The sequence below is a fragment of the Gordonia sp. CPCC 205333 genome (assembly GCF_048537885.1).
Classification (GTDB): domain Bacteria; phylum Actinomycetota; class Actinomycetes; order Mycobacteriales; family Mycobacteriaceae; genus Gordonia.
This window is the reverse complement of sequence record NZ_JBCLVI010000002.1, coordinates 78,884-105,677: the sequence shown is the minus strand read 5'-3', so window position 1 is coordinate 105,677 and position 26,794 is coordinate 78,884. Positions and strand designations below refer to the sequence as shown.

At 62.7% G+C, this 26,794-nt stretch carries 26 protein-coding genes and 1 tRNA gene; 18 read left to right on the top strand and 9 right to left on the bottom strand.

The genetic code is table 11. The features are described from left to right. Positions 1 to 68: 68 nt before the first annotated feature. Genes otsB through AAFP29_RS06025 form a run of 4 tightly spaced genes read right to left on the bottom strand, consistent with a single transcriptional unit; the run spans position 69 to position 4,031 of the window. The gene (gene otsB, locus AAFP29_RS06040) at positions 69 to 839 is read right to left on the bottom strand and encodes a trehalose-phosphatase (RefSeq protein WP_419216446.1); all 771 of its coding nucleotides are present in this window, start codon (positions 837 to 839) and stop codon (positions 69 to 71) included. A 6-nt stretch (positions 840 to 845) separates the two neighbouring features. Then, positions 846 to 2,369 carry an alpha,alpha-trehalose-phosphate synthase (UDP-forming) gene (locus AAFP29_RS06035; RefSeq protein WP_419216445.1) on the bottom strand — a complete coding sequence of 508 codons (1,524 nt, stop codon included), beginning with the start codon at positions 2,367 to 2,369 and terminating at the stop codon, positions 846 to 848. Between the two features lie 29 nt (positions 2,370 to 2,398). Further along, positions 2,399 to 2,566 carry a hypothetical protein gene (locus tag AAFP29_RS06030; RefSeq protein ID WP_419216444.1) on the bottom strand — a complete coding sequence of 56 codons (168 nt, stop codon included), beginning with the start codon at positions 2,564 to 2,566 and terminating at the stop codon, positions 2,399 to 2,401. A 37-nt stretch (positions 2,567 to 2,603) separates the two neighbouring features. After that, entirely contained in the window at positions 2,604 to 4,031 is a 1,428-nt protein-coding gene (locus AAFP29_RS06025; RefSeq protein WP_419216443.1) for a threonine/serine ThrE exporter family protein, read from the bottom strand. A gap of 4 nt (positions 4,032 to 4,035) precedes the next feature. On the opposite strand from AAFP29_RS06025, the gene AAFP29_RS06020 reads away from it, so the two are divergent. Beyond that, positions 4,036 to 4,107, top strand: a tRNA-Thr gene (locus AAFP29_RS06020). Between the two features lie 151 nt (positions 4,108 to 4,258). Here the strand turns inward: AAFP29_RS06020 and AAFP29_RS06015 are convergent. Beyond that, positions 4,259 to 4,438 carry a hypothetical protein gene (locus tag AAFP29_RS06015; protein WP_419216442.1) on the bottom strand — a complete coding sequence of 60 codons (180 nt, stop codon included), beginning with the start codon at positions 4,436 to 4,438 and terminating at the stop codon, positions 4,259 to 4,261. Between the two features lie 153 nt (positions 4,439 to 4,591). Then, positions 4,592 to 5,743 (bottom strand): TetR/AcrR family transcriptional regulator, encoded by a 1,152-nt coding sequence (locus tag AAFP29_RS06010; protein WP_419216441.1) that lies wholly within the window; start codon positions 5,741 to 5,743, stop codon positions 4,592 to 4,594. 93 nt (positions 5,744 to 5,836) lie between these two features. Between AAFP29_RS06010 and AAFP29_RS06005 the strand changes: the two genes are divergently transcribed. From AAFP29_RS06005 to AAFP29_RS05985, 5 genes are read left to right on the top strand one after another with little or no spacing between them, the layout of a single operon-like run. Beyond that, complete coding sequence (locus AAFP29_RS06005; protein ID WP_419216440.1) at positions 5,837 to 6,994, top strand: acyl-CoA dehydrogenase family protein; 1,158 nt, start codon at positions 5,837 to 5,839, stop codon at positions 6,992 to 6,994. Positions 6,995 to 7,031: 37 nt separating this feature from the next. Next, positions 7,032 to 8,204: a winged helix DNA-binding domain-containing protein gene (locus AAFP29_RS06000; RefSeq protein ID WP_419216439.1), complete on the top strand. Its 1,173-nt coding sequence runs from the start codon at positions 7,032 to 7,034 to the stop codon at positions 8,202 to 8,204. A 36-nt stretch (positions 8,205 to 8,240) separates the two neighbouring features. Beyond that, on the top strand, positions 8,241 to 8,615 hold the full coding sequence (locus AAFP29_RS05995; protein WP_419216438.1) for an ArsR/SmtB family transcription factor: 375 nt from the start codon (positions 8,241 to 8,243) through the stop codon (positions 8,613 to 8,615). Next, entirely contained in the window at positions 8,612 to 9,679 is a 1,068-nt protein-coding gene (gene arsB, locus AAFP29_RS05990) for an ACR3 family arsenite efflux transporter (protein WP_419216437.1), read from the top strand. Before AAFP29_RS05995 ends, arsB begins: the two co-directional genes overlap by 4 nt. Continuing rightward, positions 9,679 to 10,095, top strand: coding sequence for a low molecular weight phosphatase family protein (locus tag AAFP29_RS05985; RefSeq protein ID WP_419217217.1), 417 nt, complete (start codon positions 9,679 to 9,681; stop codon positions 10,093 to 10,095). Before arsB ends, AAFP29_RS05985 begins: the two co-directional genes overlap by 1 nt. Here AAFP29_RS05985 and AAFP29_RS05980 read toward each other — a convergent pair. Continuing rightward, on the bottom strand, positions 10,084 to 10,521 hold the full coding sequence (locus AAFP29_RS05980) for an ArsI/CadI family heavy metal resistance metalloenzyme (protein ID WP_419216436.1): 438 nt from the start codon (positions 10,519 to 10,521) through the stop codon (positions 10,084 to 10,086). The genes AAFP29_RS05985 and AAFP29_RS05980 overlap by 12 nt on opposite strands. Positions 10,522 to 10,615: 94 nt before the next feature. Between AAFP29_RS05980 and AAFP29_RS05975 the strand changes: the two genes are divergently transcribed. The 4 genes from AAFP29_RS05975 to AAFP29_RS05960 all read left to right on the top strand — a co-directional run bounded on the left by AAFP29_RS05975 (position 10,616) and on the right by AAFP29_RS05960 (position 13,712). Further along, positions 10,616 to 10,966, top strand: a complete 351-nt coding sequence (locus AAFP29_RS05975) for an Rv2640c family ArsR-like transcriptional regulator (RefSeq protein WP_419216435.1) — start codon at positions 10,616 to 10,618, stop codon at positions 10,964 to 10,966. A 66-nt stretch (positions 10,967 to 11,032) separates the two neighbouring features. Continuing rightward, the gene (locus tag AAFP29_RS05970; protein ID WP_419216434.1) at positions 11,033 to 11,770 is read left to right on the top strand and encodes a response regulator transcription factor; all 738 of its coding nucleotides are present in this window, start codon (positions 11,033 to 11,035) and stop codon (positions 11,768 to 11,770) included. Between the two features lie 7 nt (positions 11,771 to 11,777). After that, positions 11,778 to 13,265, top strand: coding sequence for an ATP-binding protein (locus AAFP29_RS05965; RefSeq protein ID WP_419216433.1), 1,488 nt, complete (start codon positions 11,778 to 11,780; stop codon positions 13,263 to 13,265). A 21-nt stretch (positions 13,266 to 13,286) separates the two neighbouring features. Continuing rightward, the gene (locus AAFP29_RS05960; RefSeq protein ID WP_419216432.1) at positions 13,287 to 13,712 is read left to right on the top strand and encodes an HIT family protein; all 426 of its coding nucleotides are present in this window, start codon (positions 13,287 to 13,289) and stop codon (positions 13,710 to 13,712) included. A gap of 24 nt (positions 13,713 to 13,736) precedes the next feature. Here AAFP29_RS05960 and AAFP29_RS05955 read toward each other — a convergent pair whose 3' ends face one another. Then, a complete protein-coding gene (locus AAFP29_RS05955; RefSeq protein ID WP_419216431.1) occupies positions 13,737 to 15,848 on the bottom strand; it encodes a RecQ family ATP-dependent DNA helicase in 2,112 nt (703 codons plus the stop codon). Between the two features lie 110 nt (positions 15,849 to 15,958). Between AAFP29_RS05955 and AAFP29_RS05950 the strand changes: the two genes are divergently transcribed. The 4 genes from AAFP29_RS05950 (at position 15,959) to purD (ending at position 22,000) form a co-directional block, all read left to right on the top strand. Beyond that, a complete protein-coding gene (locus AAFP29_RS05950; protein ID WP_419216430.1) occupies positions 15,959 to 17,257 on the top strand; it encodes a glycosyltransferase in 1,299 nt (432 codons plus the stop codon). Position 17,258: 1 nt separating this feature from the next. Continuing rightward, on the top strand, positions 17,259 to 19,418 hold the full coding sequence (locus AAFP29_RS05945; RefSeq protein ID WP_419216429.1) for an ArnT family glycosyltransferase: 2,160 nt from the start codon (positions 17,259 to 17,261) through the stop codon (positions 19,416 to 19,418). Positions 19,419 to 19,487: 69 nt separating this feature from the next. Then, positions 19,488 to 20,723 (top strand): low temperature requirement protein A, encoded by a 1,236-nt coding sequence (locus tag AAFP29_RS05940; protein ID WP_419217216.1) that lies wholly within the window; start codon positions 19,488 to 19,490, stop codon positions 20,721 to 20,723. A gap of 11 nt (positions 20,724 to 20,734) precedes the next feature. After that, the gene (purD, locus tag AAFP29_RS05935) at positions 20,735 to 22,000 is read left to right on the top strand and encodes a phosphoribosylamine--glycine ligase (RefSeq protein ID WP_419216428.1); all 1,266 of its coding nucleotides are present in this window, start codon (positions 20,735 to 20,737) and stop codon (positions 21,998 to 22,000) included. Between the two features lie 271 nt (positions 22,001 to 22,271). Here purD and AAFP29_RS05930 read toward each other — a convergent pair whose 3' ends face one another. After that, a complete protein-coding gene (locus AAFP29_RS05930) occupies positions 22,272 to 23,207 on the bottom strand; it encodes an alpha/beta hydrolase (protein ID WP_419216427.1) in 936 nt (311 codons plus the stop codon). Positions 23,208 to 23,371: 164 nt separating this feature from the next. Here AAFP29_RS05930 and AAFP29_RS05925 point away from each other — a divergent pair, with 164 nt between their 5' ends. The 4 genes from AAFP29_RS05925 (at position 23,372) to AAFP29_RS05910 (ending at position 26,786) form a co-directional block, all read left to right on the top strand. Beyond that, on the top strand, positions 23,372 to 23,752 hold the full coding sequence (locus AAFP29_RS05925) for a hypothetical protein (protein ID WP_419216426.1): 381 nt from the start codon (positions 23,372 to 23,374) through the stop codon (positions 23,750 to 23,752). 62 nt (positions 23,753 to 23,814) lie between these two features. Then, complete coding sequence (locus tag AAFP29_RS05920; RefSeq protein ID WP_419216424.1) at positions 23,815 to 24,459, top strand: TetR/AcrR family transcriptional regulator; 645 nt, start codon at positions 23,815 to 23,817, stop codon at positions 24,457 to 24,459. Then, positions 24,452 to 25,879, top strand: a complete 1,428-nt coding sequence (purB, locus tag AAFP29_RS05915) for an adenylosuccinate lyase (RefSeq protein WP_419216423.1) — start codon at positions 24,452 to 24,454, stop codon at positions 25,877 to 25,879. The genes AAFP29_RS05920 and purB overlap by 8 nt, the downstream gene beginning before the upstream one ends. Before the next feature lie 16 nt (positions 25,880 to 25,895). Then, positions 25,896 to 26,786: a phosphoribosylaminoimidazolesuccinocarboxamide synthase gene (locus AAFP29_RS05910; RefSeq protein WP_419216422.1), complete on the top strand. Its 891-nt coding sequence runs from the start codon at positions 25,896 to 25,898 to the stop codon at positions 26,784 to 26,786. The last annotated feature ends 8 nt before the right edge of the window (positions 26,787 to 26,794 follow it).

Below are 26,794 nucleotides of genomic sequence, written 5' to 3'. Positions count from 1 at the left end.
ATTTTTCGTCCCCCTCGCTGTGGTCAAAGGGCATATTGCCCTCCGAGCTCTATGAGGGGGACGAAATTTCAGCGGCGACGCAACTGCGCCAGGGTTTCCAAAACCGCTGCCACGCTATCGGTCCCAGGAATTCGATATTCTGCGCCGGTCGAACCTTCACCGACTTTGATGCTCACATCCCGACCGTGGCGCAGGTGGGCGAATGCTTTCTCGTCGGTCACGTCGTCGCCAAGATAGACGACGGCGCTGGCGTCGAATTGGTTGCGTAGGCTGTCCAGCGCGATACCTTTGCTGGTCTCGATGACGGCCAGTTCGATCACAGCTTTGCCTTCGGTGGCGTGTACGCCGGGCCATGTTGCGGGGCCGGTGCGGGCAGCGACCAGTGCGGCCTGCGCGTCGTCGGGGGAGGCGTTGCGTACGTGGAGTGTCGTACTGGCCGGCTTCACCTCGACGGTGACGCCGTTGAATCGAGTTGCCAGTGAATGGAATTCACTGACGATGCGACTCAGCCGCGCAGTGTCGTCGGGTGTGATCGGTACGGTGAAGCCGTCAGCGAACTCGCTGCCGTGACTGCCGATCAGGGTGACTCTCGTACTGAGACCCGACAATGCGCGTAAGTCGGATAGGGCCCGCCCCGATACCACCGCTGCCAACGTATCCGGTGCTGTCGCAAGGCTTTCGATTGCTGCTGCCGACGCTGGATTGGGTTTGGCGTCTTGCGGGCGCGAAACTATCGGCGCCATGCAGCCGTCGTAGTCCGATGCTACGACGACGCGCGGCAACGCTGCGAGCCCGGTGAGGGCAGCTGCGAGATCTTCGGGGATGCCGTTGCTGCTCAAAGCATTTCAGCCTTCCGGATACTCGTCTTCTTCGTGAGGTGCTGGCACGAGGGTGCGATCGACGCTTGGAACCGTCGGCTGACTCTCGGCTAGTGTGGATAGGAAACTATGAGCCCAGCGCTCGACGTCATGCGCGAGAACCTGCCTGCGCAGCGCACGCATGCGACGTCGACCTTCCGCCGGATCTTGATTGACGGCGGCCATGATCGCGTCTTTGACGCCGTCCAGGTCATACGGGTTGGCCTGATACGCCGAACGCAATTCGGCTGCGGCGCCGGTGAATTCACTCAATACCAGCGCGCCGCCGAGATCGCTGCGGCACGCGACATACTCCTTGGCAACGAGATTCATGCCGTCGCGCAGTGGGGTCACGAGCATCACGTCGGCTGCGACGAAGAAGGCGATCAAATCCTCACGCGGCACCGGTCGGTGAAGATACTGGATTATCGGATGGCCGACTTGTCCGTAGCGTCCGTTGATATTTCCCACGAGCTGCTCGATACCGGCACGCATCGCGATATAGGAGTCGACACGTTCGCGACTCGGTGTCGCGAGCTGCACCATCGCGGTGTCGCTCGGATCGACCCGCTTCTCGTCGAGAAGTTCGGATAATGCTTTGAGGCGGACGTCGATGCCTTTGGTGTAGTCGAGTCGGTCGACGCCGAGCAGTACTGTCTTGGGATTGCCCAGCTCTGCGCGGATCTCGGCAGCGCGAGCGCGGATCGCTTTCGACTTCGCCTGTGTGTTGAGGGATTCGGAGTCGATCGAAATGGGAAACGCCCCAACTCGAACGGTCCGGAATCCCACCTGAACCAGGCCGAATTTGGATCGAACCCCGATGGAGCCCTTGGAGACCGCATGCCCGGCCAGACGTCGAGCCAGGTAGAGGAAATTCTGGGCGCCGCCGGGCAGGTGAAACCCGATGAGGTCGGCACCGAGTAGGCCTTCGACAATCTCGGTACGCCACGGCATCTGCATGAACAACTCGACCGGCGGAAACGGGATATGTAGGAAGAAGCCGATGCGTAGGTCCGGCCGGAGCATGCGCAACATCTTCGGCACAAGCTGCAGCTGGTAGTCCTGAATCCACACGATGGCACCGTGTGCAGCGGCCTTCGACGCCGCCTGGGCGAAGCGTCGATTGATCTCGACGTAGGTGTTCCACCACTCGCGGTGATACTCCGGTTTGACGATGACGTCGTGGTACAACGGCCACAGCGTCGCGTTGGAGAACCCCTCGTAGTATTCGTTGATCTCTTCGGTGCTCAGCGGCACCGCATGGATGTCGATGCCCTCGATGTCGGGGTTGTCGTCGGAGTCAGGGACGCCCGACCAGCCGACCCAGGCCCCGGTATGCGATTGCAGAATCGGTTCGAGTGCGGTCACCAGCCCACCGGGACTGCGCTTCCAGTGAACGGTGCCGTCGGGCAGTACTTCCTTGTCGACCGGAAGCCGGTTGGCGACCACGACAAAATCGGCGGTGCGGGCATCTTGGGATGAGTCGCGGTCCGAGCCGCTGGAAACAGTCATTTGATTATTGGTGCGCCGTTGGGCGGGGATTAGTTGGCGTCGCCGGGGGCGATTCCGAGCATCGAGAGCAGCATGCGGCACTCGTCGGCATCGGTGGCATACGCTGCGACGACGCGCCGGGCCGAGCTGGCGGTCTCGTCGGCGAGGGCGGCGGGCTCGATGTCGGTGTCGGCGATGTCGGTCGTCTTCGGAGGCATGGTGTCCTTTGGTAGAAGCACGGGTCGAGTACCGATTCTACCCGCGCCTGGTCCGCTGCATCCAGGTCGGGCGCAGGTTCCACGTCGGGCGGTGCGGAATCTGCGGCCGACGCAGGGCACGAGCAACGAACTCGCCGAGGGTCACACCGGCCGCGAGTGCACACCCGATGGCGAATGCGCTGGCGAGCGAGGTAAAGCCGACAAGTGATTGACTGTTGAGGATTCCGTAGAGGCCGCGATAGACGGCGAGACCGGGCAGGAGTGGAGTGATGCCCGCGACGGCGACGACAAGTGGCGGCGTCAGCGCCCTACGTGCGAGCAGACCACCGAACAAGCCGGTTACCGTCGCTGCGATGCTGCTCGCCACGATCGGGCCGGCGGAAAGTTGATTGGTCAGTACCACGACCGTGATTCCGATCGCCCCAGCCAAGAAGGCCACCGGCAGGGCGCGCATCTCGGCGTAGGACGCGAGCGCGTAGGCGGCGGCGGCCAGGCCTCCGGCGATGATTTGCGCAGGGGCATCGACGAACCCGAAGTTGGTATTCGCGGTGATGGTTGGCAGGTAGATGCCGGTGCCTTCGAGTAGCCGGATGGCCATGCTGACGCCCGCGATGATCCCGCCGGTCATCAGCAACAGTTCGAAGAATCGCGCGACGCCGGTGATCGGGGCACCGGTGATCGCATCCTCAACCGACCCGACCAGGGACAATCCAGACAGCAGGACGACCATGCCCGACGCGATGATCTGCGACGGCACCAGTTCGATACCGAGCGATGGTGCGGCCGCGTACATCAGCGCTGCCGGCACGACGGTGATGAAGCCGCCCGCGACCTGCTGGAAGAACATTGGTATGCCGACTCGGTTGAGGAATCGGTTGACCACCACGATCACCATCGTCGTGAGCAGCGCGATGGCGCCGACCACGAATCGACCGCCGAGCAGTACCGAAATACCCGATGCCATGAATCCCCACGCGAAGGTCGCGACCCAGTGCGGGTAGGGATGCGGCGCGGACACGATCTCGTTGACGATGCTGTGGGCGGTCTTCGGGCTCAGCGCCATGTCGCGGATACGTCGGACCAGGCGATCGACCTGCGCGAGTCGCGTGAAATCCATCGAACGGTAGTAGACCTGCCGCATGGTGGTCACCGGCGGCAGGTTGTTGCCTCGGCGGGCGAGCACGACGATGGTGTTGTAGGTGACGTCAACTTCGACGTTCTCCAGGCCGTAAACACCCGCGACGAAGCGGATTTGCTCCTGGGTGTCGATTGCCGCGGTACCCGAATCGAGGAGAACCGCGCCGATCTTCGTGGCGAGGTCGAGGATTTCGGTGATTGCGGCGTCGTCGTCGAAGTCGATCGGTTTGCGGGGCGACACCGTGATGCTGCCGGGCTCGATGGTGTCGATCGTCGCCTGGCTGGTGCCGATGAGGCGCCGCATCGCCTGACCGATATACTTGCGCACGTACGCCTCCTTAGCTCAGTGGTAGAGCACTCGCCTTGTAAGCGAGCGGTCGTCAGTTCAATCCTGACAGGGGGCTCGCTATGCCCTCCACTCGCTACGGCTGGTGGAGGGCTGTTTCGTTCAGCCACGCTGTCACGTACGTTGCCCGCAAGCACTATTGAGTTTCGGAGCAGCGCCCAGCGCGAGGCTACCGGGTGGTGTAGTCGCCGAACAGATCGACGTCGCCGTCAGCTGACGAATTCGCCGGAATCCGGCAACGGGGCGAAAATCAGCAGGCCAAGGATCATTGCGAAGACGATCGCTTCGATGGCGATAACCACGAGGACTCGAAGATACTTCTCCAGCGGGCTGATCCTCCTGTTGCGGAATGTTGGAATCAGCGCGAAGGGAAGGGCGAGCATCGTCATCGCACAAAAGAATAGGCCGATTTCGGCTGGGTAAATATGATCCGAGCTATTCGTGATCGCACCAGTCATGTCTATAGCCACCCCCGGACCTCTGCATGATTTCGAACCCCAACGTTACGTTAGCGGACTATCTCATCGCAAGTGTCGACCGGCTTATCCGCCGGAATTCAGTACCGCCCAGCAGATCTCGGTCAGCCGGTCGGGTAGGTCAATGCGCGAAGCGATCTGCCCGGTGCGCGCCGCATCGTCGGCAATCGCCAGCGCGGCCGGCACGACTATTCGAGCTTGTGCGGGCGTGAGATCCGACCGCGCATCGACCAGAGTCTGTGCCCAGAGTTTGAGATAGTCACGCTGTGCCTGTCGTGCGCCTTTGCGCTGCGGGTCGGGAAGCTGATGCAACTCACTGGTCAGGACGCGCATCAGATCTCGCTGCTTCACCGCGAAGGTGATGTGCGCGTGCAGAAGTCGAGCAAGTCGATCGGTCGGATCGGCGACACCGGCGAGTGCCTCGGCCACACCGCGACGCCGGTACTCGCCTGCGCGCGTCGCTATCGCGGCGAGTATGTCGGCCTTGCTCGGGAAATGCTTGTAGATATTTGGTCCCGACGTTCCGGCCGCACGCCCGATGTCAGCAGTGCTGACCGCGGTGAATCCTCGTTCGCCGAAGAGTCGAATCGCCTGTGCCAGAAGCATTTCGCGAGTGGAAAGTGGCGGTTCGTCCGGTGCGCACTCGAGTGTCGCGGTTGTCGCTCCCAGTTCGACGTCGACCACTGCAAACGCGGCGGCCTCGAGCTGATTCGCGAAGATGTTGCGTGGCAACGTCGCTCGATGCATAGCGGTGCTGCCGAACACTGCGAGTATCGCCCATGCGAGCAATGTGGCATCGGCGTCGGACACTTCGGGGCGGCGGGCCTTGACGAGTGTGGCGAGGCCGGCGGCGGCACTGACCAACTCCGTTCCCAACTCCGCGCGATCTGCCGTGTTGAGGTTTCGCGCTTCGCGTTGCCAGAGGACGGCGGCGAAGCGATCGGATGCGGCGTCGACGGCCCCGGCCGCGATTGCCGCGTTGAGGTCGGATGTGCGGTCAACGCGGCCGACCGCGCGGACGCTCGCGCCGACCGTCGCACGTAGCAAGGCGTGCTTATTGGGGAAATGTCGGTACAGCGAACTCGGTGTGACGCCGACGGCAGCAGCGATGTCGGCCATCGACACTTGCGCGAATCCGTGTGCGGCAAACAAGGTGGACGCGGCCCGCACGATTTGCTGAGCACGGTCGGGCGGGCGGCGACGTTGAGAAGGTCGCATCACCAGAACTCTACCAAGAGAACTGCTTGACAACAGCTGCTATGGGTCGCAAAGTGAATCCCGAATAACCTATTGCGACGGATTGAGGCCCATATGAAGCGCACCATCTACTCCGACGAACACGAAGCGTTCCGGCAAACGATCGCCGCCTTCATTGCCAAGGAGATCAGCCCGTTCTACAGCGATTGGGAACACGACGGTCGAGTGCCGCGCGAACTCCTCAAGAAGATGGGTGAGCTGGGTGTGATGGGCTTCGACATCCCCGAGGAATATGGTGGTGCCGGCGAGACCAGCTACAAATTCCAGGCCATTATGGATGAGGAGGCCGCCAAGGCGGCGGTCGCGTTCGGGCATTACAGCGTTACCACCGGCATCGTCGTGCCGTATCTGCTCAAGCTCGCGAACGACGAGCAGAAGAAGCGGTGGTTCCCCGGCATCGCGGCTGGCGACATCTGTTTGTGCATAGCGATGACCGAACCGGGAACCGGCAGCGACCTGGCTGGTATCAAGACAACCGCGAAGTTGACCGAAGACGGCACACACTATGTGCTCAACGGTTCGAAGACTTTCATCACCGGTGCGCTGAATTCCGAACTGTGCGTTGTGGTTGCGCGAACCTCGCCGCCGTCCGAAACCAACCGCCGCCTCGGCCTCAGTCTGATCGTCGTGCCGACTGACGCGCCTGGGTTCGCCTATGGGCGAAAACTGGAGAAGATCGGACTGAAGGCCAGCGATACCAACGAATTATCCTTTACCGATGTCATGGTTCCGGTGGAGAACCTTCTGGGAGAACAGGATAAGGGGTTCTTCTACCTTGGGCAGAATCTTCCGCGCGAGCGCCTGTCCATTGGTAACGCGGCAGCCGCGACATCGTGGGCCGCCATCGGTTTCGCCAAAGACTATGTGCAGGAACGGCTTGTCTTCGAGAAGCCGGTTGCTGCCTTCCAGAACACCAAGTTCGTCCTGGCCGAATGTGCCGCACAAGCTGATGCCATCCAGGCGCTGGTGGATAAGGGCATCGAACTCGACGACGCCGGAGAACTCAGTGCCTCCGATGCCGCACGAATCAAGTTGTTCGCCACCGAGACCGCAGGGCAGATCATCGATAAATGCCTGCAACTACACGGTGGCTACGGATACATGTGGGAATACCCGATCGCGCGCCTCTACGCCAACACCCGGGTGAGTCGAATCTTCGGCGGCACCACCGAGGTGATGAAGACGATCATCGCCAAGGAGTTGGGGTTGTAGGACGCGAGCTGTCCGAGTCGACCCCTATGATCGCCGCATGACCCGTCCCAGGATCACCGACGATCAGCGTCGAGCCCGCCTCGTCAGCCGGCAGCTTCTCGCCGCGGAGCATCGCGTCAATACCGTCGAGGCAGCAGCCGACGCGATGGTCGCACTTCATGCGACGACGGCGTGGACGGTGTATCTGTCCGCTTGGGCACGGATGAGCGGCTTTGGGCGCGAGTCGATGTCCGATGCACTCTGCGAGTCCAGGACGTTGGTCAAACAGCTCTGTATGAGGCGAACGCTTTTCGTGATGTCGCGTCCGGTTCTCGCCGACGCGGTCTCGGCGACGGCTGCCCGCGTCAGCGCGTCGGAGCGGACCAATATGCTGCGCGACCTGCGTCGCAGCCCCGACTTCGATGATCCGGAAGCGTGGATCGACACCGCTCGGGCCGCTGTCTTGGCCGAACTCGCGGACGGCACCGACCACACCGCCGCTGAGTTGCGTAAGCGCCTGCCTGCCCTCGACGGTCACATCCACTACAAGCCGGAGAAATCCTACGGCGGCAGGATGGCGATGGCGCCGCGGGTCCTGAGCATGATGAGTGCGGCGGGCGAGATCGTGCGCGGGCCCAACGAGGGGAAGTGGTATCAGTCGCGGCCACGATGGGCGGGAATGACGCAGTGGCTCGGGGAACCGCTGGCGCTGGAGGATGCTCACGCTGGCCACGTCGCCATGATTCGACGCTGGCTGGCGACATTTGGGCCGGGCACCGAGACTGATATCGTGTGGTGGCTGGGTTCAACCAAGACTGCCGTTCGAAAAGCGTTGGCGGACATCGACATCGTCGAGGTGGAACTGGACGGCGGGCACCTCGGTTATGTCCTCGCGGACGACGCGGACGACGTCGAAGCTGCCGATCCGCAGGCAGCTCTGCTACCCGAACTTGATCCGACGACAATGGGATACAAGGAACGCGACTTCTACCTCGGCGGACACCGGGCCCAGCTATTCGACAGCAATGGCAATGGCGGCGCCACCGCGTGGTGGGGCGGGCGCATCGTCGGCGGCTGGTTGCAGGACGATGCGGCGCGGGTCCGGTTGCACCTACTTGAGGACGTGTCCGTCGCGGCGCGGCGGGCATTAAGCGAGCGAGCCGCAGAATTGACGGACTGGCTCGACGGAACTCAGTTGCGACCAGGTTATCCGGCTCCGTTTCTCAGGTAGGTTGGCTTCTATATTGATATCTGTCAATATAGACATATGTCCATACAGCCTGCTGGTGAGCGTTGTTCGTCGCTGGTCGCCGAACCGTTGTCCGTTGCGCAGGCAGAGCCGCTCGCACGGGTGTTCAAGGCCATTGGTGATCCGGTGCGATTGCGACTGTTGAGTCTCATCGCGAGTCATGTCAACGCGCAGGCGTGTGTCTGCGACATCCTGCCGGCCTTCGAACTGTCGCAGCCGACGATCTCGCATCATCTCAAAGTCCTTCGCGATGCCGGCGTCCTGGAATCCGAACGCCGCGGGACGTGGGTGTACTACCGGGTTATTCCGGCTGCGCTACAACAACTCTCGTCGATATTGATGGTCGACCCGGCGTCGCGGATCAGCGGATCTGACTGCCGGGAACAGATGTGACACAACCGGAGCCAATTGCCGACCCCGGCGGTGGTGTCCTGACGAGACTCTCTGCGCTCGACAGGTTTCTGCCGGTGTGGATCGGGATGGCGATGGCCGCCGGACTTGTTCTGGGACGGCTGATTCCGGGCCTCGACAATTCGATCGCGGCAGTGACCGTCGACGGAGTCTCGCTCCCGATCGCGATTGGTCTGTTGATAATGATGTACCCGGTCCTCGCGAAGGTTCGCTACGACCGACTCGACATCGTCACCGGCGACCGCGCACTCTTGATTTGGTCGCTGCTGCTGAATTGGGTACTCGGCCCCGCGGTGATGTTCGCGCTCGCCTGGCTGATGCTGCCGGATCTGCCCGAGTACCGCACCGGGCTGATTATTGTTGGTCTGGCCCGGTGTATCGCGATGGTCATCATTTGGAATGACCTCGCCTGCGGTGACCGAGAAGCCGCCGCGGTGTTGGTCGCAATCAACTCGATATTCCAGGTCGTCATGTTCGCCGCACTCGGATGGTTCTACCTGTCAGTGCTGCCCGGTTGGCTCGGTCTGGAACAGACTGCCATCGAGGTGGCCCCGTGGGATATCGCCAAATCGGTGTTCATCTTCCTCGGAATCCCCTTGGCGGCAGGATTTTTCACTCGTCGTCTGGGCGAGAGCGTCAATGGGCGCGACTGGTATGAGTCACGGTTCCTGCCGAAGATCGGTCCCTTTGCGCTTTACGGACTCCTATTCACGATCGTGATTCTATTCGCGCTGCAGGGTGATCAGATAACTACGCACCCATGGGATGTCGTGCGAATAGCGCTGCCGCTACTTGCATACTTCGCCATCATGTGGGGCGGCGGATATCTAGTCGGCGCCCTCGTCGGCATAGGCTATCCACGCACGGCCACACTGGCATTTACCGCTGCGGGCAACAACTTTGAGCTTGCTATCGCCGTCGCAGTCGGTACCTACGGTGTCACCTCGGGGCAGGCCTTGGCCGGTGTGGTTGGTCCGTTGATCGAGGTTCCCGTGCTGGTGGCCCTGGTCTATGTCTCGCTCGCGCTCAGGAAGCGGTTTCGATGATCCCCACTCGCCCCACCGTGTTATTCGTCTGTGTGAGTAACCGAGGTAAATCGGTTATGGCTGAGGCGATTTCGCGATCAAATGCCGCGGAGGTCTTCGAAGCGGAATCAGCCGGGACAGCCGCCGAGATCGGGGGCTCGGTGAACGAGACTTCCACGCGGGTGCTTTCGGAGATTGGTGTCAATATTGGCGACCACGAACCGCGTCAGCTCACCAATGAGCTAATGGTCACGGCCGACCTGATTGTGGCAGTCGGAACCGCTGCGGTCATCCGGCCACCCGCCGGAGTGGTGGTCGAAGTATGGGATACCGACGAGCCGTCTGCACGTGGGATCGGTGGGGTTGAACGGATGCGTTCGATTCGTGACGAGATCGTCGGTCGGGTCGACGATCTCGCGCAACGTCTACGCCGTTGATTCAGAAGCTGTTGTGCTGCAACATGCCTCGCGGTCCGGAGCGATGCTAGCGCCGAATGTCTCGGAATCTGCTAGAACTGTGTAGACCTCCCAGCGTTCCTCATTCGGTCCGGTTATCCACACTTTGTCTTGGGTGGCGTAGCAGCAGGTGCTGCCGACTTCCTGGTCGGTGAACAGCCCCTGGCCGGTTAAGCGTTCGACTTCCCGGCGTACGGTCTCCGACGAATCCACCTCTACGCCAAGGTGGTTGATCGATCCACCCTGGCCGCGAGTCTCCATCAATACCAGCTTCAGCGGAGGGTCTGCGACGGCGAAGTTCGCGTACCCCGGCTTAAGTTTCGTGGGTTGAGTGCCGAAGAGTTTCGAGTAAAATCTGACGGCGCGGTCGAGGTCATCGACGTTGAGCGCCAACTGAATACGTGACATCACTACCTCCTAGATATTCGACATATGTCGAAGTGGCCCTTCAAGGACTACCAACCTTTTCGACGTATGTCAATCTTGGTGATATGGTGACCGCATGCCGAAGGCTTTGCCAGTCATCGATATCAGTGCGCCCATCTGCTGCGAGCCGATCTCGGCGTCACCGCCGATGGGTGACGACGGTGCCCTCGAATTGGCGCTTCGGCTAAAAGCTCTGGCCGATCCGGCGCGAATTCGGATGATATCGATACTCATGAATGCCGACGACGTACGCAGCGGAGATCTCGCCGGTCGGCTCGGTTTGAGCGAACCCACCGTCAGCCATCATCTGAGTCAACTCCGCAAAGCGGGACTGGTGTCGTCGGAACGCCGTGGCATGAGTGTGTACTCCCGAGTCAACAGAGACGCGCTCGATGCCCTGCGGCATGTGCTGACAACCTGCTGCTGACCGTTCACAGGAACCTCCCAGTTTGCTGGCAGACTGGGAGGATGCTGGTACCCCACCATGTATCTCATGACTGAAGGTTTGCCCGTGACGGCCGGTAACAACACCACACTCCCGAACCCCAGAGTCCTCGTCGTCGACGACGAAGACAATATCCGCGAATTGCTCTCCGTTTCGCTGAAGTTCCAGGGGTATGAGGTCCGTACCGCCAGCAATGGCCCGGCAGCACTCGATATCTGCCGGACCTATCGTCCCGACCTGCTCGTACTCGACGTCATGATGCCCGGCATGGATGGGTTCGGACTGCTGCGCCGGTTACGTGCCGACGGTATCGAGGCGCCCGCTCTGTTTCTGTCCGCGAAGGACAGTGTCGAAGACAAGGTCAACGGTCTGACGATCGGCGGTGACGACTACGTCACCAAGCCGTTCAGCCTCGAAGAGGTCGTCACCCGGCTGCAGGTTCTATTGCGGCGCAGTGGTTTTGAAGCGCAAGCCGAGAAGTCGGCGCGCATCATTTTTGCCGATCTGGAACTCGACGACGAGACGCACGAGGTATGGAAGTCGGGCGAACTGGTCTCGCTGTCACCGACCGAGTTCACCCTTCTGCGCTATTTCATGGTCAACGCAGGCACCGTGCTGTCCAAGCCGCGCATTCTCGACCACGTGTGGAACTACGACTTCGGCGGTGAAGTCAACGTCGTCGAGTCATACGTGTCATATCTGCGGCGCAAGATCGACACGGGCGACAAGCGTTTGATTCACACCCTGCGTGGCGTCGGTTATGTCATGCGCGAACCGCGCGGGTGACGGTACCGTGACGTCCTGGAACAGCCGTGTACCGCTTCGGGTGTCACTCGTTGCGCTGACCATGTTCATGCTCCTTCTCGGTCTCGCGGTTTCCGGTCTCGCGGTCACGAAGTCGATGCATGAAGACTTGATTCGGCGAACCGACGACGGCCTGCACGCCGCTGTCGTGAGTTGGGCCCGTCCGAAGGGGCCGCCGCCGATACATATTCCGATTCCGCTTGGTCCACGCCGTCCGCCGTCGCAGTACTACGTGCAGACCACCGATTCCGATGGCATCCGAACCAGCACGAACGATACGTCCGACGCACCCGATCTGACGGGGCTGGACGGTTACAGCGTCGGACCGGTCACGGTCGGATCCGCCGATGGCAACGGCCCCGAATGGCGAGTTATCAAGGTATCCAACCAAAACGGCAGCTCGATTGTGGCGACGCCACTCACCGATGTGCAAGCAACCCTGTCGCGGTTGATGTGGTTACAACTGGGCGGCGGGGCGGTGGTCATCGTGATCATCGGGTTGCTCAGTTATCTGCTCGTACGCGGTAGTCTGGCACCGCTGCGAAGAGTTGAGGAGACCGCCCATGCGATCGCCGGTGGCAACCTCAATATGCGTGTTCCCACCGCATCGCCGAACACCGAAGTCGGTAGTCTGGCGACCTCGCTCAACACAATGCTGGGCCAGATTCAGCATGCGTTCGCCACGACCGCCGCGTCGGAACGAGCTGCCCGACGCTCCGAAGAGAAGATGCGCCAGTTCGTCGCAGATGCGAGCCACGAACTTCGCACACCGCTGACCTCCATCAAAGGTTTCGCCGAATTGCATTCCAAGGGGCCGGCACCCGATCCCACCGACGCGATGCGGCGTATCGACGCCGAGGCCAACCGGATGAATCTGCTGGTATCGGATCTGTTGATTCTGGCCCGTCTTGATCAGGAGCGCCCGATCGAGCAGCAACCGGTCGATCTGCTGATGCTCGGCTCCGACGTCGTCCACAGTGCCCGCGCCGCGTCGCCGGCGCGGGATATCAGCCTGGAGGTGAAGGGGGTGACGGTACCGCCGATTGTCATCGGCGATTCGCCGCGATTAGTGCAGGTGTTCAGCAATCTGGTGCGCAACGCGATCATTCACACGCCGGCCAACGCGACGATCCGGCTCGCGATTTCGACCGATGCGACGTCGGCGCTGGTGCAAGTCATCGATACCGGTGATGGCCTGACCGCCGAAGAACAGGCGCATGTATTCGATCGGTTCTACCGTGGCGACTCGTCGCGGCATCGAACCGAGGCGAGCGGCGGCAGCGGGCTTGGCCTGTCGATAGTGGCGGCACTGATCGACGCCCACGGTGGAACCGTCGGAGTCGATTCAGCACCGAGCGAAGGCGCGACGTTCTGGGTTCGGCTGCCGATCGATGCTCCACCCGATATCGACGGTGCGTTAGATGGTGAGGAGTTCGACGGCGCAGAATTCGACGGCGAGGGCGGCATACCGCAGTAGCACTACCGTTAGGCTGGGTTCATGGCTTCTGTCTTCAGCATGATCATCAACGGTGACCTTCCCGGCCGGTTCGTGTGGCGCGACGAGACCGCTGTCGTCTTTCTGACGATCAATCCCGTTGCGCCCGGCCACGTTCTGGTAGTGCCACGTGAAGAAGTCGATCACTGGGAACAGGTCGATAACGAGCTGTACCTGCATCTGACCGATATTTCGCGCAAGGTGGGTAGGGCAGTCAAAGACGCGTTCGACGCACCCCGCGTCGGATTGCTCATCGCAGGACTCGAAGTACCGCATCTGCATATCCATGTATTCCCGGCGGCCAGTCTGGAAACCTTCGACTTGGCCAAGGCCGACCAGAACCCGGATCCGGCAGCACTTGACGACGCTGCGGCGAAGATTCGCGCGAGCCTGCGCAAACTGGGGTTCGACGAGCACATCGCGGAGTAGCGGCTTCGACTTCGCTGGCCGGATCTACACCGTTCTGTGAATCAGCAACGGCATCACCGCCGATGCGCCAGCCTCGCGGAGTTTGGCCGCGGCGATCGTCAGCGGCCACCCCGACGACGACGCGTCGGCCACCATCAGCACCACCTGCCCGGCAACCGTGCCGGAACTTGGATCGGGTGCATCGATGTGATCGCGCCAGTACGCCGCCTCGACGGCGCCCGTCGCGCCGGAGTCGGGGGTTCTCCCGGCTTGGACCGGGAGGACCGTTCCCGGGCGCCGACCGACCGAACGGAGATGGCTCGCGACCGCCTCGGCGAGATCAGTTCCGGTAAGTCGAAGCGAGACAATGGAATCGGGCCGGATTTCGGCGGCGCGCACCCAGGAGGCCAACGTCGCGACGGCGGCATCGCCTAATTCGCTGACCGCCGCAACGTCACCGTTCTGGGCGGCCCGCAGCACCTCCGACCATTCCGGCGCGTCGGCATGAATCAACACCCGCCCGACCTCGGCCTTCGCATCGGGACTGATCCGACCGCGTTGTCCGAACGTTCCGCCCGGCCACATCTTGCGGGGTTCGAGGATCATGGCGTCGCGGCGCAGGGCGGTGGTGATCGTGCGCAATTGTCCGGGGTCGGTGGTGGACACGAGGTCGTTGGTCAATTGCCCGCGGCAAACCGAGCACTTTCCGCAATCGGCGGGGTCAGGGTCATCGAGGGATTCGACGAGCAATCGCATCAAACACGCGCGGCCCTGCACGTAGTCACGCATAATGTCTGCCTCGCGGCGTCGGGCAGCCACCACGCCGTCGTAGTGCGCCTGGTCGTAAGTCCAGTCCTTGCCGGTCGCCCGCCAGCCGTCGGTCACGCGTTCGACGACATCGTCGACGGCGAGTTGTTTGAGCATGAGTTCGATTCGGGTACGGCGCAAATTGGTCACCGACTCGAGCTGAGGCACTGACATCGGATCTGATTGGCCGCCAAGCGTTGTCAGCAAGGTCTCCATATGATTCGGATTGGGGATCGTCGCGGTGGCGAAATACTCCCAGATGGCATCGTCTATCGGTGAGGCCAGCAGCGCGACAACGGACTCGTCGATTGCGCGACCGGCACGGCCGACCTGCTGGTAGTAGGAGACTGGCGACGGTGGCGAACCGACGTGCACCACGAATCCGAGGTCGGGTTTGTCATAACCCATGCCGAGAGCCGATGTTGCGACGAGCGCCTTGATCTCGTTGTGCAGCAACGCATCTTCCAGGCGGTGGCGGGTCGTCGGGTCAAGCTGGCCGGAGTAGGCCGCGACCGGATAGTCGTTGCCGTGCACAGCTTTTATCGCCGCGACCAGGCGATCGGTGTCGGCGACGGTCAGTGCGTAAACAATGCCTGACCCCGGCAACTCGGGTAGTGACTGCGCGATCCAGCCGTATCGCTGGATCGGCGACAGGCCATTGATCACATTGAGATGTAACGATTTTCGGGCTAGTGGTCCTCTCAACACCAGCGTGTCGTCGCCCAGTTGCACGGCCACATCCTCGGTGACGCGAGCATTCGCGGTCGCCGTCGTCGCGAGGACGGGGGTTTCGGGGTTGAGAGTCGTCAGGACATCGGAGACGCGGCGGTAGTCCGGACGAAAATCGTGTCCCCAGTCGGAGATGGCATGAGCCTCATCGATCACGAGTAGTCCGAGGTTGCCTGCCAGTGCCTGGAGGACTCGGCGTCCGAACCCCGGATTGGCCAGACGTTCCGGGGACACCAGCAACACGTCGAGATCGCCGTTGCGCAGTTGCTCTTCGATCGCCGACCAGTCGTCGACATTCGCCGAATTCAGCGTCGCGGCAAGCAGACCCGCGCGTTCGGCAGCGGCCACTTGATCGCGCATCAGCGACAGCAGCGGTGACACGATCAGCGTCGGCCCGGCACCGCCGCTGCGGCGGATCGCGGTCGCGGCCCAGTAGACGGCGGATTTTCCCCACCCTGTTGCTTGAACAACGAGTACGCGCGCCGCAGGCGCGAGAAGGGCGCTCACGGCCCGCAATTGATCGGATCGAAACGTCGCCCGCGGGCCGGCAAGTGCGGTGATTACCCGGTCGGCGACCTGTTGCTGCGCGGGTTGCAGTGCGGTGGGCGCGTCGGGAGTCATGCCCTCACCGTATCGCCCGGCGCCGACAGCCTTCGGGGGAGAAGGTGCGCACAGTCACCTCACAGCGTCGACGCAGTTGTGCGCAAGTCCGGCATCCGAAGCTGTATCCCATGACCACCGACACGCTTCCCGCCGCCGCGGGCTCCGACACCGGGATGCCGATTGTGACCGAGCCGATCACCGTCGTCGCCGACAACTCCCAGACCGCACCCGTCCTCGACATCGTCGTTCCGGTATACAACGAGCGCGACGACATCGGTTCGACACTGCGTCGGCTGCGGGCCCACCTTGACCAGCATGTGCCCTACACCTCCCGGATCACCGTGGCTGACAACGCCAGCACCGACGGCACCCTGGAGATCGCCGCCGCGATGGTGGCCGAGGTCGCCGGTCTTCGCGTGGCCCATCTCGACCAGAAGGGGCGGGGCCGTGCGCTCAACGCCGTGTGGCAGGCCAGCGACGCCGAGATCGTCGCCTACTGCGACGTCGACCTCTCCACCGACCTCAACGCGCTGATGCCGCTGATCGCGCCGCTGATCTCCGGCCACTCCGACGTTGCCATCGGCACCCGGTTGGCCCGTACCTCGCGGGTTGTACGCGGACCGAAGCGGGAATTCATCTCACGCAGCTACAACTTCATCTTGCGGACCACGATGGGCGCCAAATTCTCCGACGCCCAGTGCGGGTTCAAGGCTGTCCGCGCCGACGTCGCGCATGTGGTGCTGCCCTATATCGTCGACACCGGCTGGTTCTTCGACACCGAACTCCTGGTGCTCGCCGAACGGCTCGGGCTTCGTATCGCCGAGGTGCCTGTCGACTGGGTTGACGATGTCAACAGTAGTGTCGATATCGTCGGGACGGCCGTCGCCGATCTCAAAGGATGCCTGCGCGTCGGCACCGCATTCGCGCGGGGACAGATCCCGGTTGTCGAGTTGCGCAATGCCATCGGTCAAGACCGGGCGCCAGGGTCGGATCTCGACGGTGTGCCACCCGGTCTGATGGGGCAGCTCATTCGGTTCTGCGTGGTCGGTGTCGCGTCGACGATCGCCTACGCCGTCCTATACCTGTTGTTACACAGCTTCTGTGGTGCGCAGGTCGCGAATTTCCTTGCTTTGGGAATCACCGCGGTAGCCAACACCACGGCCAACCGCCGGTTCAGTTTTGGTGTCCGCGGTCGCGACAACGCGGTACAGCATCAGATGCTCGGCTTCGGCATATTTCTGTTCGGTTGGGCGATCACCGCCCTATCCCTTGTTGCCCTTCACTATTGGGCGCCGGAAGCGGGTAAACATGTCGAATTGATCGTGCTGGTCGTCGCGAACCTGGTGGCCACCGTCACCCGATTCGTCGGACTGCGGTGGGTCTTTCGCGCCAAGAGTCAGTCCGCCGCAGCGATTGCGAGCGCCTGATATGACAACTGCGACCGACACCGATACCAATAACGAATCAGTCGGACGGCCCGACACCCCGGTGACCGACCAGGTCGCTGGGGGCTCGGCATCAGAGCGTGAATCCGGATGGTGGACAACGCAAATCGCTCACCGCGTGTCGTTGGCGGTATTGCTTGTAGCCACCACCATTGCTTACCTCTGGAATCTGTCCGCCAATGGCTGGGGCAATTCCTTCTATGCCGCGGCCATCCAAGCCGGATCCCAATCGTGGAAGGCATGGTTCTTCGGCTCCTCGGATATGGCGAATTCGATAACCGTCGACAAACCGCCTGCCTCCCTGTGGATTCCAGGTCTGTCGGTGCGAATATTCGGACTGAACAGTTGGGCGATGCTGGTGCCCGAGGTGCTGATGGGCATCGGTTCCGTCGCGTTGCTGTATTTCGTGACTAGACGCTATTTCGGGCATTGGGCCGCGATTCTCGCCGGTGCGACGTTGGCGGTCACGCCGGTTGCAGCGCTGATGTTCCGGTTCAACAACCCTGAAGCGTTGCTGCTCCTGCTGATGATCGGTGCGGTGTGGGCGGCCTTGAGCGCGATCGAGGATGGGCGGACCCGCTGGCTGGTGCTGTGCGGTGTGTTCGTCGGTTTCGGTTTCCTGACAAAGCAAATGGCCGTCTTGCTGATCGTGCCGGGCCTTGCGATCGCCTATTTCGCGTTCGGTCCGTATGGCTGGGGCAAGCGCCTGGTGCAGCTATTCGCCGCACTCGCCGGTCTGATTGTCAGCGCGGGTTGGTGGATCCTCACCGTCGAACTGTGGCCAGCGTCGTCGAGGCCGTATATCGGCGGTTCACCGACCAACTCGATCCTGGAATTGACTCTGGGCTACAACGGGATCGGCCGGATCAACGGCGAGGAGACTGGTTCGGTTGGACCGGGCCGAATGGGCAACTACGGTGGTCCGGGCGGCGGGGCCGGGGGTGGTCGGTTCAGCCCATTTGGTGAAGCTGGCTGGTCGCGGATGTTCGAACCGGGACAAGGTGGGCAGATCGCCTGGCTTATCCCGGCCGCGCTGATCGTGGCGGTTGCTGGAATCATTGTGCTGCGCAAGATGTCTCGCCGTGATCCTCAGCGAGCCTTCCTCGTCGTATGGGGACTGTGGCTGCTTGTCACGATGGGCGTATTCAGCTTCATGGAAGGTATCTTCCACAGCTACTACACCGCGGCGCTGGCGCCCGCGATTGCCGCGCTGATCGGCGGCGGCGCGACCCTGTTGTGGCGGCAGCGGAGCGAATTGTGGGTCCGTATCGTTGCAGCGGTGGCGGTATGGGCAACGGCCGGTTGGGGATTCGCACTGTTGAATCGCTCGCCCGACTTTCTTCCATGGTTACGCTGGCTGGTGTTGTTGGCCGGCATCGCCGGGGGCCTCGCGTTCCTCCCATCGCAACGTAAGACCGCGATCATCGCAGCCGCGCTGGCCGTCGTGGCCGGTCTGGCCGGGCCGCTCGCATACACACTCGACACGGTCGGCACGGCGAAATCCGGTTCGATCATCAGCGCCGGGCCAAATGTCAACGGCGGCATGGGTGGTCCGGGTGGAGGCTTCGGACGACGCGGCGGGCGGGGCGGTGGCCCAGGCATGACTGGCATGAACGGTATGCCCGGCGGCAACACGGGCGGGCCGGGCAGTACAACCGGGATGCCCGGCATGAACGGTGGAAGCCGTGGTGGCCTAGGCGGGATGAACAGTAGGCAGGCGAGTCCGGGTGGCTCGAATTCCCAAGGCGGTCCCGGTGGCCGCAGTGGAGGTTTGCTGTGGGGATCGAATCCCACTGGTACGGTCATCGCCACCCTCAACGAGAACGCCGACCGGTATACCTGGGTCGCGGCGGCAGTCGGGTCGATGACGGCTTCGGGATACCAGTTGTCGACGAACCACTCGGTGATGCCGATCGGCGGCTTCAATGGGACCGATCCGTCACCCACGCTAGATCAGTTCAAAGAGTTGGTGACACAGAAGAAGATCCACTACTACATCGCAAGTGGTCGAGACGGATTCATGGGCAATTCCGACTCGTCGCGAACGTCGGCGCAGATTAGTGACTGGGTCGAGAGCAACTTCACGGCGAAGACGGTGGACGGGATCACGCTTTATGAGCTGACCGCAATCAAGGTGTCGTAGCACCAGATTGGGGCAAACCCAATATAGTGCTCGATCATGAGGATTTCTGCCCAGCATCGAGTAACCAGAATGGCCGGTCGCGACCCGCACGAATCCGGGCGGGTCGCGACGACACTCGAGTTGTTCTTCGACTTGGTATTCGTCGTGGCCTTCTCGGTTGCCGGCGTCCAAGTAGCCCACGCGTTGGCCGAAGGGCACTTCTTCGTCGCGACAGCGGGTTTCGTCTTTTCCACCTTCGCCGCGATCTGGGCGTGGATCAATTTCAGTTGGTTCGCGTCGGCCTTCGATACCGACGACTGGTTCTTCCGGGTAACCACGCTGTTCCAGATGATCGGCGTCGCGGTAGTGGCACTGGGGATCCCGGCGGTCTTCGCCTCACTCGAGGAGCGTGAGCATCTCGACAACCGGGTGTTGGTATTCGGCTATGTGATCATGCGCGTGGCGATGTCGATTCAATGGATCCGCGCCGCGCTGGCGTCGGAACGATACCGTGGCGTTTGCCTGACCTACGCCGCTGCCATCTGCGTCGCGCAGATCGGCTGGGTAACAATCGCGATTATCGACCTGCCGTTTCTACCGGCGGCGCTCGCATCGCTCATCCTGTTCTTCGTCGAACTTAGCGGACCGGTCATCGCCGAGAACAGCAAATCGGGTCCGACTCCGTGGCACGCGCACCATATCGCCGAGCGGTACGGATTGCTGACCATCATCACCTTGGGGGAGGGCATCGTCGGTACTACCGCAGCCCTCCAGGCCGTCGTCGGAGTCGAGGGATGGACGGTCGAGACCGCAGTGCTCGGCCTGACCGGAATGACGATTCCGTTCGCCATGTGGTGGATCTACTTCGTGGTGCCCACGGGTGAGGCACTGCACCTGCGCCGCCGTAAGTGTTTCGCCTGGGGATACGGGCACATCATCATCTTTATGGCTACCGCGGCGGTCGGCGCGGGGTTACATGTCGCGGCACTCTATATCGAACATGAGGCGCATGTCGGCGCCGGTGTTGTCGCTGCGACGGTCGCGGTGCCGCTCGGCATCTTCTGCATCGGAATCCTGGCGATCTACGACTACCTCCTCGACTTCGACCCGCTCACAGTGGTGCTCGGCGGGGGTGCACTGGTATTTCTGGCTGGCTCGGTGATTCTCGCGTCGGCCGGAGTATCCATCGTTGTCGCCTTGGTGGTGGCCGCGGGTGCGCCGTTGTTCATCCTCGTAGTCGACGAGGCCGGTGGAGGCGCCCGCCGCGATGTGGCCTTGGAGCGGTTGGCGGCGCGGGCCGATCCAGCCGAAGAGGCCCTGCAGTAAGGTGACTGTCCGTGCGCGTACTAGTGATCGGCTCGGGCGGCCGCGAACACGCCCTGCTTCTTGGTTTGAGCCGCGACTCGCAGGTCACCGAACTCCACGTAGCCCCCGGTAACGCGGGGACGGGCGCGGTTGCGACCAATCACGCCGTCGATGTGAGTTCCGGTGAAGCGGTGGTGAGCTTGGCCGCGAAGGTGGAGGCCGACCTGGTGGTGATCGGCCCCGAGGTTCCGTTGGTACTCGGTGTCGCCGACGACTTGCGGGCAGCCGGGTTTGCGACTTTCGGGCCAAGTGCGGCCGCGGCGCGGATCGAAGGATCCAAGGCCTTCGCCAAGGACGTGATGTCTGCTGCCGGTGTACGCACCGCGCGGAGCGAGATCATCGACAGTGCGGCGAATCTCGATGCGGCACTTGATCGTTTCGGTCCCACCTGGGTGGTCAAGGATGACGGTCTTGCCGCGGGTAAGGGTGTGGTGGTGACCCCCGAGCGGGCGAAGGCCCGTGATCATGCCGCTGAACTTCTGGAGACCGGGCATCCGGTTCTGCTGGAGAGTTTCCTGGACGGACCCGAGGTGTCGTTGTTCTGCCTGGTCGACGGCGAGACTGTGGTCCCACTCATCCCGGCGCAGGACCACAAGCGCGTCGGTGACGCCGATACCGGCCCGAACACCGGTGGAATGGGGGCCTACACGCCGCTGCCGTGGTTGCCGACCGGCGCGGTTGATCAGATCGTTGCCGATGTGGTGAAACCTGTTGCGGCAGAGATGGTTCGACGTGGCGTACCGTTCTCCGGTTTGCTCTACGCTGGGCTGGCGATGGGAGCCGAAGGGCCCGCTGTCGTCGAATTCAATTGTCGCTTCGGTGATCCTGAGACGCAGGCGGTTCTCGCACTGCTGCAATCCCCGCTGGGACAGGCGCTTCGGGCAACAGCTACCGGGACGCTGGCCGATCTCCCCGTGTTGGAATGGTCCGACGGCGCGGCAGTCACCGTGGTTCTCGCCGCGGAGAACTATCCGGGTAAGCCGCGCACCGGCGACGCGATCAGTGGTGCGCAGGGCGACGGAGTGCTACACGCGGGCACGGCTTTCGACGACGACGGAGACGTGATCTCGGCTGGCGGTCGAGTCCTCGCGGTCGTCGGCACCGGAGCGGACCTTGCTGCGGCCCGATCGAAGGCTTATGAACGTCTGTCGTCGATCAAGTTGTCGGGCAGTCACTTTCGGAGTGATATCGGCCTGGCGGCACAGGAGGGGCGAATCTCGATCCCGTCGGGGAACTGAGTGAGTTAGCGCGGCCTGTCGGTTGGTCGAGTGCCGTCGTGCGAGCTTGCGAGCCCGCCGGTGTATCGAGACCGGATGGGCCGAAAGGTGAAGTTGGTCAATGCTTTTGATGTGCGTGACGGTTTGTGGTTGAGTTGGGGATTTGTCTGGCGGGGGTCTCGATACACTGACGATCTCGCAGGCTCGTCGTCAGCACTCGACCATCGGGGGTGGCTGACTCGTTCGTCAGCACTCGACTACCGGGGTGGGGCTTTGTCGGCGGCCGGTCGTCTTACACGGCCAGGTTTCGCCCGAGGAAGGTGATGTGATCTGGCAGCACGCTGCGCCAGTAGCGATTGGTGTGCCCACCCGCGCTCGTGGCGAAGGCCGGCGGCGGGCGTAGGCCCGCAGCCCACTGTCGCGTGTACATGAAGAACTGATCGCTGGAGCCGATATCGATCATCAGTGGGATACGAGCGAACCGATCTTGTTGTCCGAAAAGGGAATTGGCCTGGTAGTCCTCGAACGAGTCGAATGCTCGCGGCGGGAAGTTCCGGGGATCGCCCCACAATGCGGGCGAACTCACTGACACCGCAGCGACTCGAGGGGCTCCGAGCATCGCCCCGAGCCGCAATGCGCCGTATCCGCCCATCGACCAGCCGAACAAGCCAATGCGTTCGGTCGACAGGTTCAACGCCGGATTCGACGCCAGCATCGGCAGGAACTCATCGAGGACCATCGCGCCACCGTCGGTTCCATCGGCGCGCAGGTGGTAATAATTTCGCTGCGCATCAACCGATGCGAGCGCGAATGGTGGATTGCCGGCATCGACATATTGCTGCAGCGCGACATGCATTTGCAGTTTGGAACTGAAGATCGATTTCTCGTTGGTGTTCAGTGCGTGTAGTACCACGACGACCGGGAGTTTTCCGGTCACGCCTTTGGGGCGTGCCACGATCCAATTCGTCGCGCGTCCACCCATCTTGGCGGATACGAAACTGCCGTTGATCAGGGGAGGGCCGCCTTCGGCCACCGACTCGCTTGTCTCCGGCGGGAGCTCGTCGTCCGCGGTCTGCGGCTGCTCCATCTTCTTCGGGTCGATTCTGGGTCGATCTTGCGACGTGCCGCAGGCCGCGAGGCCGGCGGTAGCGGCTGCACCCAGCCCAGACAACAAGACCGCACGTCGGGTGACGGCGGTCGGAAATCGGTTGTGGGAGGAAGAAGTCATCGTCCAACAGAATACGTGCTGTGCGATGTCGATCGGTAATCCGACAGGCCCTTTCCGTCGGGGGGAGCGAATAGACGAGTAGTGCGCTACTCGCGCTTCGGTATCGCGCGACGATCACAGTGGAATATGTCACTGAAATGCCATGTCGCGAAAGGTCGCCGCTTATGAGTTCGGGTCACGCGAAGGGGCTATCGGGTGGACGCCGGGCCTTGGTGTTCGCGGGGGCGGGCGTGATCGCGCTGACGTCCGCTGGGCATGCTGGTGCCGGTGTGTCGACCTCGACGTCGCGGTACGGCACGGACTGCGTCTATCGGCTGAGCCTGCCGGTTCCGAGTCACCAGGAGGTGACCTTCGTCGAATCAGATGTCGACGGCGGGCGGTCGGTCACCGTCGCCGGTTCAGTGGCCCCGCACGATGGGGTCGCGTGGACCCGCTGGGTGCCGGCGGTTCACGGCGAGCGGGTGCTGATCGCGGAGCAGGGCGGCATCCAGAGTGTGGCGGTTCACGTCGCGGTACTTCTCGGCGGTGGCCCGTTATGTCGGTAACTGGTGCTCGGCATTCATGATTTCGATCAATACACCACCCGCGTGATCACTGGTTTGGCACGATGTTCCCCATGTCAACAGCTGCGACGCCAAAAGGTCTGCGGCGTCGTGCCCGCTTGGTCGAGGCTGCGGCGGAACTGTTGATGGCCGGTGGGGTGGACGCCGTGCGGCATCGAGCGGTGGCCGACCGGGCGGAGTTGCCGTTGGCGTCCACCACTTACTACTTCGGGTCGCTCGATGATCTGCTCGCCGCGGCCGTCAGTCACGTGAGTTCAGCCGATGCAGCTGCGATCTCGGTACGATGTGACGCCTTGTCTCGTCGGCGTCGGGGAGCGGCGGCCACTGCCGACGCGCTCGCTGAAGTCTTCGTTGGGAGTGATACCACCCGAGCTCAGTTGGCGACCAGATATGAGCTGGTGGTCTTGGCCGCGCGGTACACCGGATTGCAGGACTCGATCCGGGAACGGCAGGGCCTGCTGTCGGTTTTGCATGTCGATGCGCTGGTCAAGTCGGGACGAACCGGGGATGTCGCGCATGCCGCGCAATTACTGGCGGTGGAGGACGGAGCTGTCGTCGGCGCGCTCGCGCAGGGTGACCTGGATGCCGCGAGCGCCGCACGAGACGCACTGGTCGAGGTGGTAGATGTACTAGCCCCGCTGTCGGCTGAGGCGGATTTCAGTGCCCCACTACACTGGTCAGGTGCCTAAACCCGCGATTTCCAATGTCCTGGCCGCCCGCTACGCCTCCGCCGAGCTGGCGGAGATCTGGTCACCGCGCAACAAGATCGCCGCTGAGCGGCAGTTGTGGATCGCGGTCCTCAAGGCGCAACGCGATCTGGGTATCGACGTTCCGGAACAGGCGATCGCCGACTACGAGCGGGTCATCGACCAGATCGACCTGGACTCGATCGCCGACCGCGAACGCGTGACCCGCCACGACGTGAAGGCCCGCATTGAGGAGTTCAACGCCCTCGCCGGACATGAGCAGGTCCACAAGGGCATGACGAGCCGGGACCTGACGGAGAATGTGGAACAGCTACAGATCCTCGCGTCACTGCGCCACGTACATGCCCACGGCGTTACGACCCTGGCGCGCATCACCGATCGGGCGGCGCAGTACGCGACTGTCGTGATGGCCGGGCGCAGCCACAACGTCGCGGCGCAGGCGACCACCCTGGGCAAGCGATTCGCCTCTGCCGCAGACGAACTCATGATCGCACTCACCCGGCTGTCGGAGCTCATCGACCGTTATCCGCTACGTGGCATCAAGGGGCCGATGGGTACGTCGCAAGACATGCTCGACCTGCTCGGCGGCGATGCCGAGAAGCTGGCGCAGTTGGAGGACGCGGTTGCCGCACATCTCGGATTTGCGCGGTCGTTGACCTCGGTCGGGCAGATCTACCCGCGTTCGCTTGACCACGACGTTGTCTCGGCGCTGGTGCAGACGGCAGCGGCACCGTCGTCATTGGCCCACACCATTCGATTGATGGCCGGCCATGAGCTGGTCACCGAGGGATTCCAGCCCGGCCAGGTCGGCAGTTCGGCGATGCCGCACAAGATGAACACCCGCAGTTGTGAACGGGTCAACGGTCTCGCCGTGGTGTTGCGCGGCTATGGCTCGATGGCGGCCGAATTGGCCGGAGCGCAGTGGAACGAGGGCGATGTCTTCTGCTCAGTGGTGCGCCGCGTCGCTCTGCCCGACGCCTTCTTCGCCCTCGACGGTTTGATGGAGACCTTCCTCACCGTGCTTGCCGAATTCGGCGCGTACCCGGCCGTCATCGCCAATGAACTCGATCGCTACCTGCCGTTCCTCGCCACCACCAAGGTGCTGATGGCGGCGGTGCGCGCGGGCGTCGGGCGCGAGACCGCCCACGAGGCGATTAAGGAAAACGCGGTCGCGGTTGCCCTCGCGATGCGTGAGGACGGCAAAGAGCCCGACCTACTCGATCGGCTGGCCGCCGACGATCGGCTGCCGCTCGATCGCGCCCAACTGGATGAAGCGCTTGCTGATAAGAAGGCTTTCGTCGGGGCGGCCGAACAGCAGGTGGCCGATGTCATCGCCGCGGCGCAGAAGATCATCGGACAGTATCCGGAGGCGGCGACCTACGTCCCGGCGCCGATCCTGTAGGCACTAGCCTCGTCATATGCGCCCAACCCTGGATTCGTACCGACATATCGCGTCGGGCAAGGTACGCGAGATCTACGAAGTTGACGACGACACGCTGCTGCTCGTCGCCACCGATCGGATCTCGGCATACGACTTCATCCTCGATACTCCGATCGACGACAAGGGACGCATCCTCACCGCGATGAGCTTCTTCTGGTTCGACGTGCTCGGGGTACCCAATCATCTCGCCGGATCGCCGACCGACGAGCGGATCCCCGCAACCGTCCTTGGCCGTTCGATGATTGTGCGCAGATTGCCGATGGTGGAGGTCGAGTGTGTGGCCCGGGGTTACCTGACCGGATCGGGATTGATCGACTACCGCGACACCGGCACGGTTTGCGGTGTCGAGTTGCCGGCCGGACTTGGCGAGGCGAGCCGACTTCCCGAGCCGATCTTCACACCGGCTACCAAGGCGGCGCAGGGCGATCACGATGAGAACGTGTCCTTCGGCTACGTCGCCGAACAAGTGGGCGAGGAACTCGCCACCACGTTGCGAACGGTAACCCTGGACATCTACTCACGCGGTGCGGCGCTGGCCGCCGATCGGGGAATCCTGTTGGCCGACACAAAATTCGAGTTCGGACAGAATGCCGACGGCACGCTTGTTCTGGCCGACGAGGTACTCACTCCCGATTCGTCACGGTATTGGGAGGCAGCTGGTTACACCGCGGGGCAGGTGCAACCTTCCTTTGACAAGCAGATTGTGCGGAACTGGCTCACCGGCCCGGAGTCCGGCTGGGACCGGCACGGCGAGGCCCCGCCGCCGCCGCTGCCCGCCGATGTCGTCGAGCGGACTCGGGCCCGCTATCTCGAAGCGTACGAACGAATTTCCGGGCTGTCCTTCGCGGACTGGCCGACCGCCGAATAGGAGCGATT

Coding starts and splice junctions, on each gene's coding strand:
- AAFP29_RS05925 (WP_419216426.1), top strand. CDS start 23,372: ATGAGTTCGGGTCACGCGAAGGGGCTATCGGGTGGACGCCGGGCCTTG.
- AAFP29_RS05920 (WP_419216424.1), top strand. CDS start 23,815: ATGTTCCCCATGTCAACAGCTGCGACGCCAAAAGGTCTGCGGCGTCGT.
- AAFP29_RS05955 (WP_419216431.1), bottom strand. CDS start 15,848: ATGACTCCCGACGCGCCCACCGCACTGCAACCCGCGCAGCAACAGGTC.
- AAFP29_RS06030 (WP_419216444.1), bottom strand. CDS start 2,566: ATGCCTCCGAAGACGACCGACATCGCCGACACCGACATCGAGCCCGCC.
- AAFP29_RS06035 (WP_419216445.1), bottom strand. CDS start 2,369: ATGACTGTTTCCAGCGGCTCGGACCGCGACTCATCCCAAGATGCCCGC.
- AAFP29_RS05970 (WP_419216434.1), top strand. CDS start 11,033: ATGACTGAAGGTTTGCCCGTGACGGCCGGTAACAACACCACACTCCCG.
- AAFP29_RS05995 (WP_419216438.1), top strand. CDS start 8,241: ATGTCCATACAGCCTGCTGGTGAGCGTTGTTCGTCGCTGGTCGCCGAA.
- AAFP29_RS05940 (WP_419217216.1), top strand. CDS start 19,488: ATGGCCGGTCGCGACCCGCACGAATCCGGGCGGGTCGCGACGACACTC.
- AAFP29_RS05945 (WP_419216429.1), top strand. CDS start 17,259: ATGACAACTGCGACCGACACCGATACCAATAACGAATCAGTCGGACGG.
- AAFP29_RS05980 (WP_419216436.1), bottom strand. CDS start 10,521: ATGTCACGTATTCAGTTGGCGCTCAACGTCGATGACCTCGACCGCGCC.
- AAFP29_RS06000 (WP_419216439.1), top strand. CDS start 7,032: ATGACCCGTCCCAGGATCACCGACGATCAGCGTCGAGCCCGCCTCGTC.
- AAFP29_RS06005 (WP_419216440.1), top strand. CDS start 5,837: ATGAAGCGCACCATCTACTCCGACGAACACGAAGCGTTCCGGCAAACG.
- AAFP29_RS05950 (WP_419216430.1), top strand. CDS start 15,959: ATGACCACCGACACGCTTCCCGCCGCCGCGGGCTCCGACACCGGGATG.
- AAFP29_RS05910 (WP_419216422.1), top strand. CDS start 25,896: ATGCGCCCAACCCTGGATTCGTACCGACATATCGCGTCGGGCAAGGTA.
- AAFP29_RS06010 (WP_419216441.1), bottom strand. CDS start 5,743: ATGCGACCTTCTCAACGTCGCCGCCCGCCCGACCGTGCTCAGCAAATC.
- AAFP29_RS05975 (WP_419216435.1), top strand. CDS start 10,616: ATGCCGAAGGCTTTGCCAGTCATCGATATCAGTGCGCCCATCTGCTGC.
- AAFP29_RS05930 (WP_419216427.1), bottom strand. CDS start 23,207: ATGACTTCTTCCTCCCACAACCGATTTCCGACCGCCGTCACCCGACGT.
- AAFP29_RS05960 (WP_419216432.1), top strand. CDS start 13,287: ATGGCTTCTGTCTTCAGCATGATCATCAACGGTGACCTTCCCGGCCGG.
- AAFP29_RS06015 (WP_419216442.1), bottom strand. CDS start 4,438: ATGACGATGCTCGCCCTTCCCTTCGCGCTGATTCCAACATTCCGCAAC.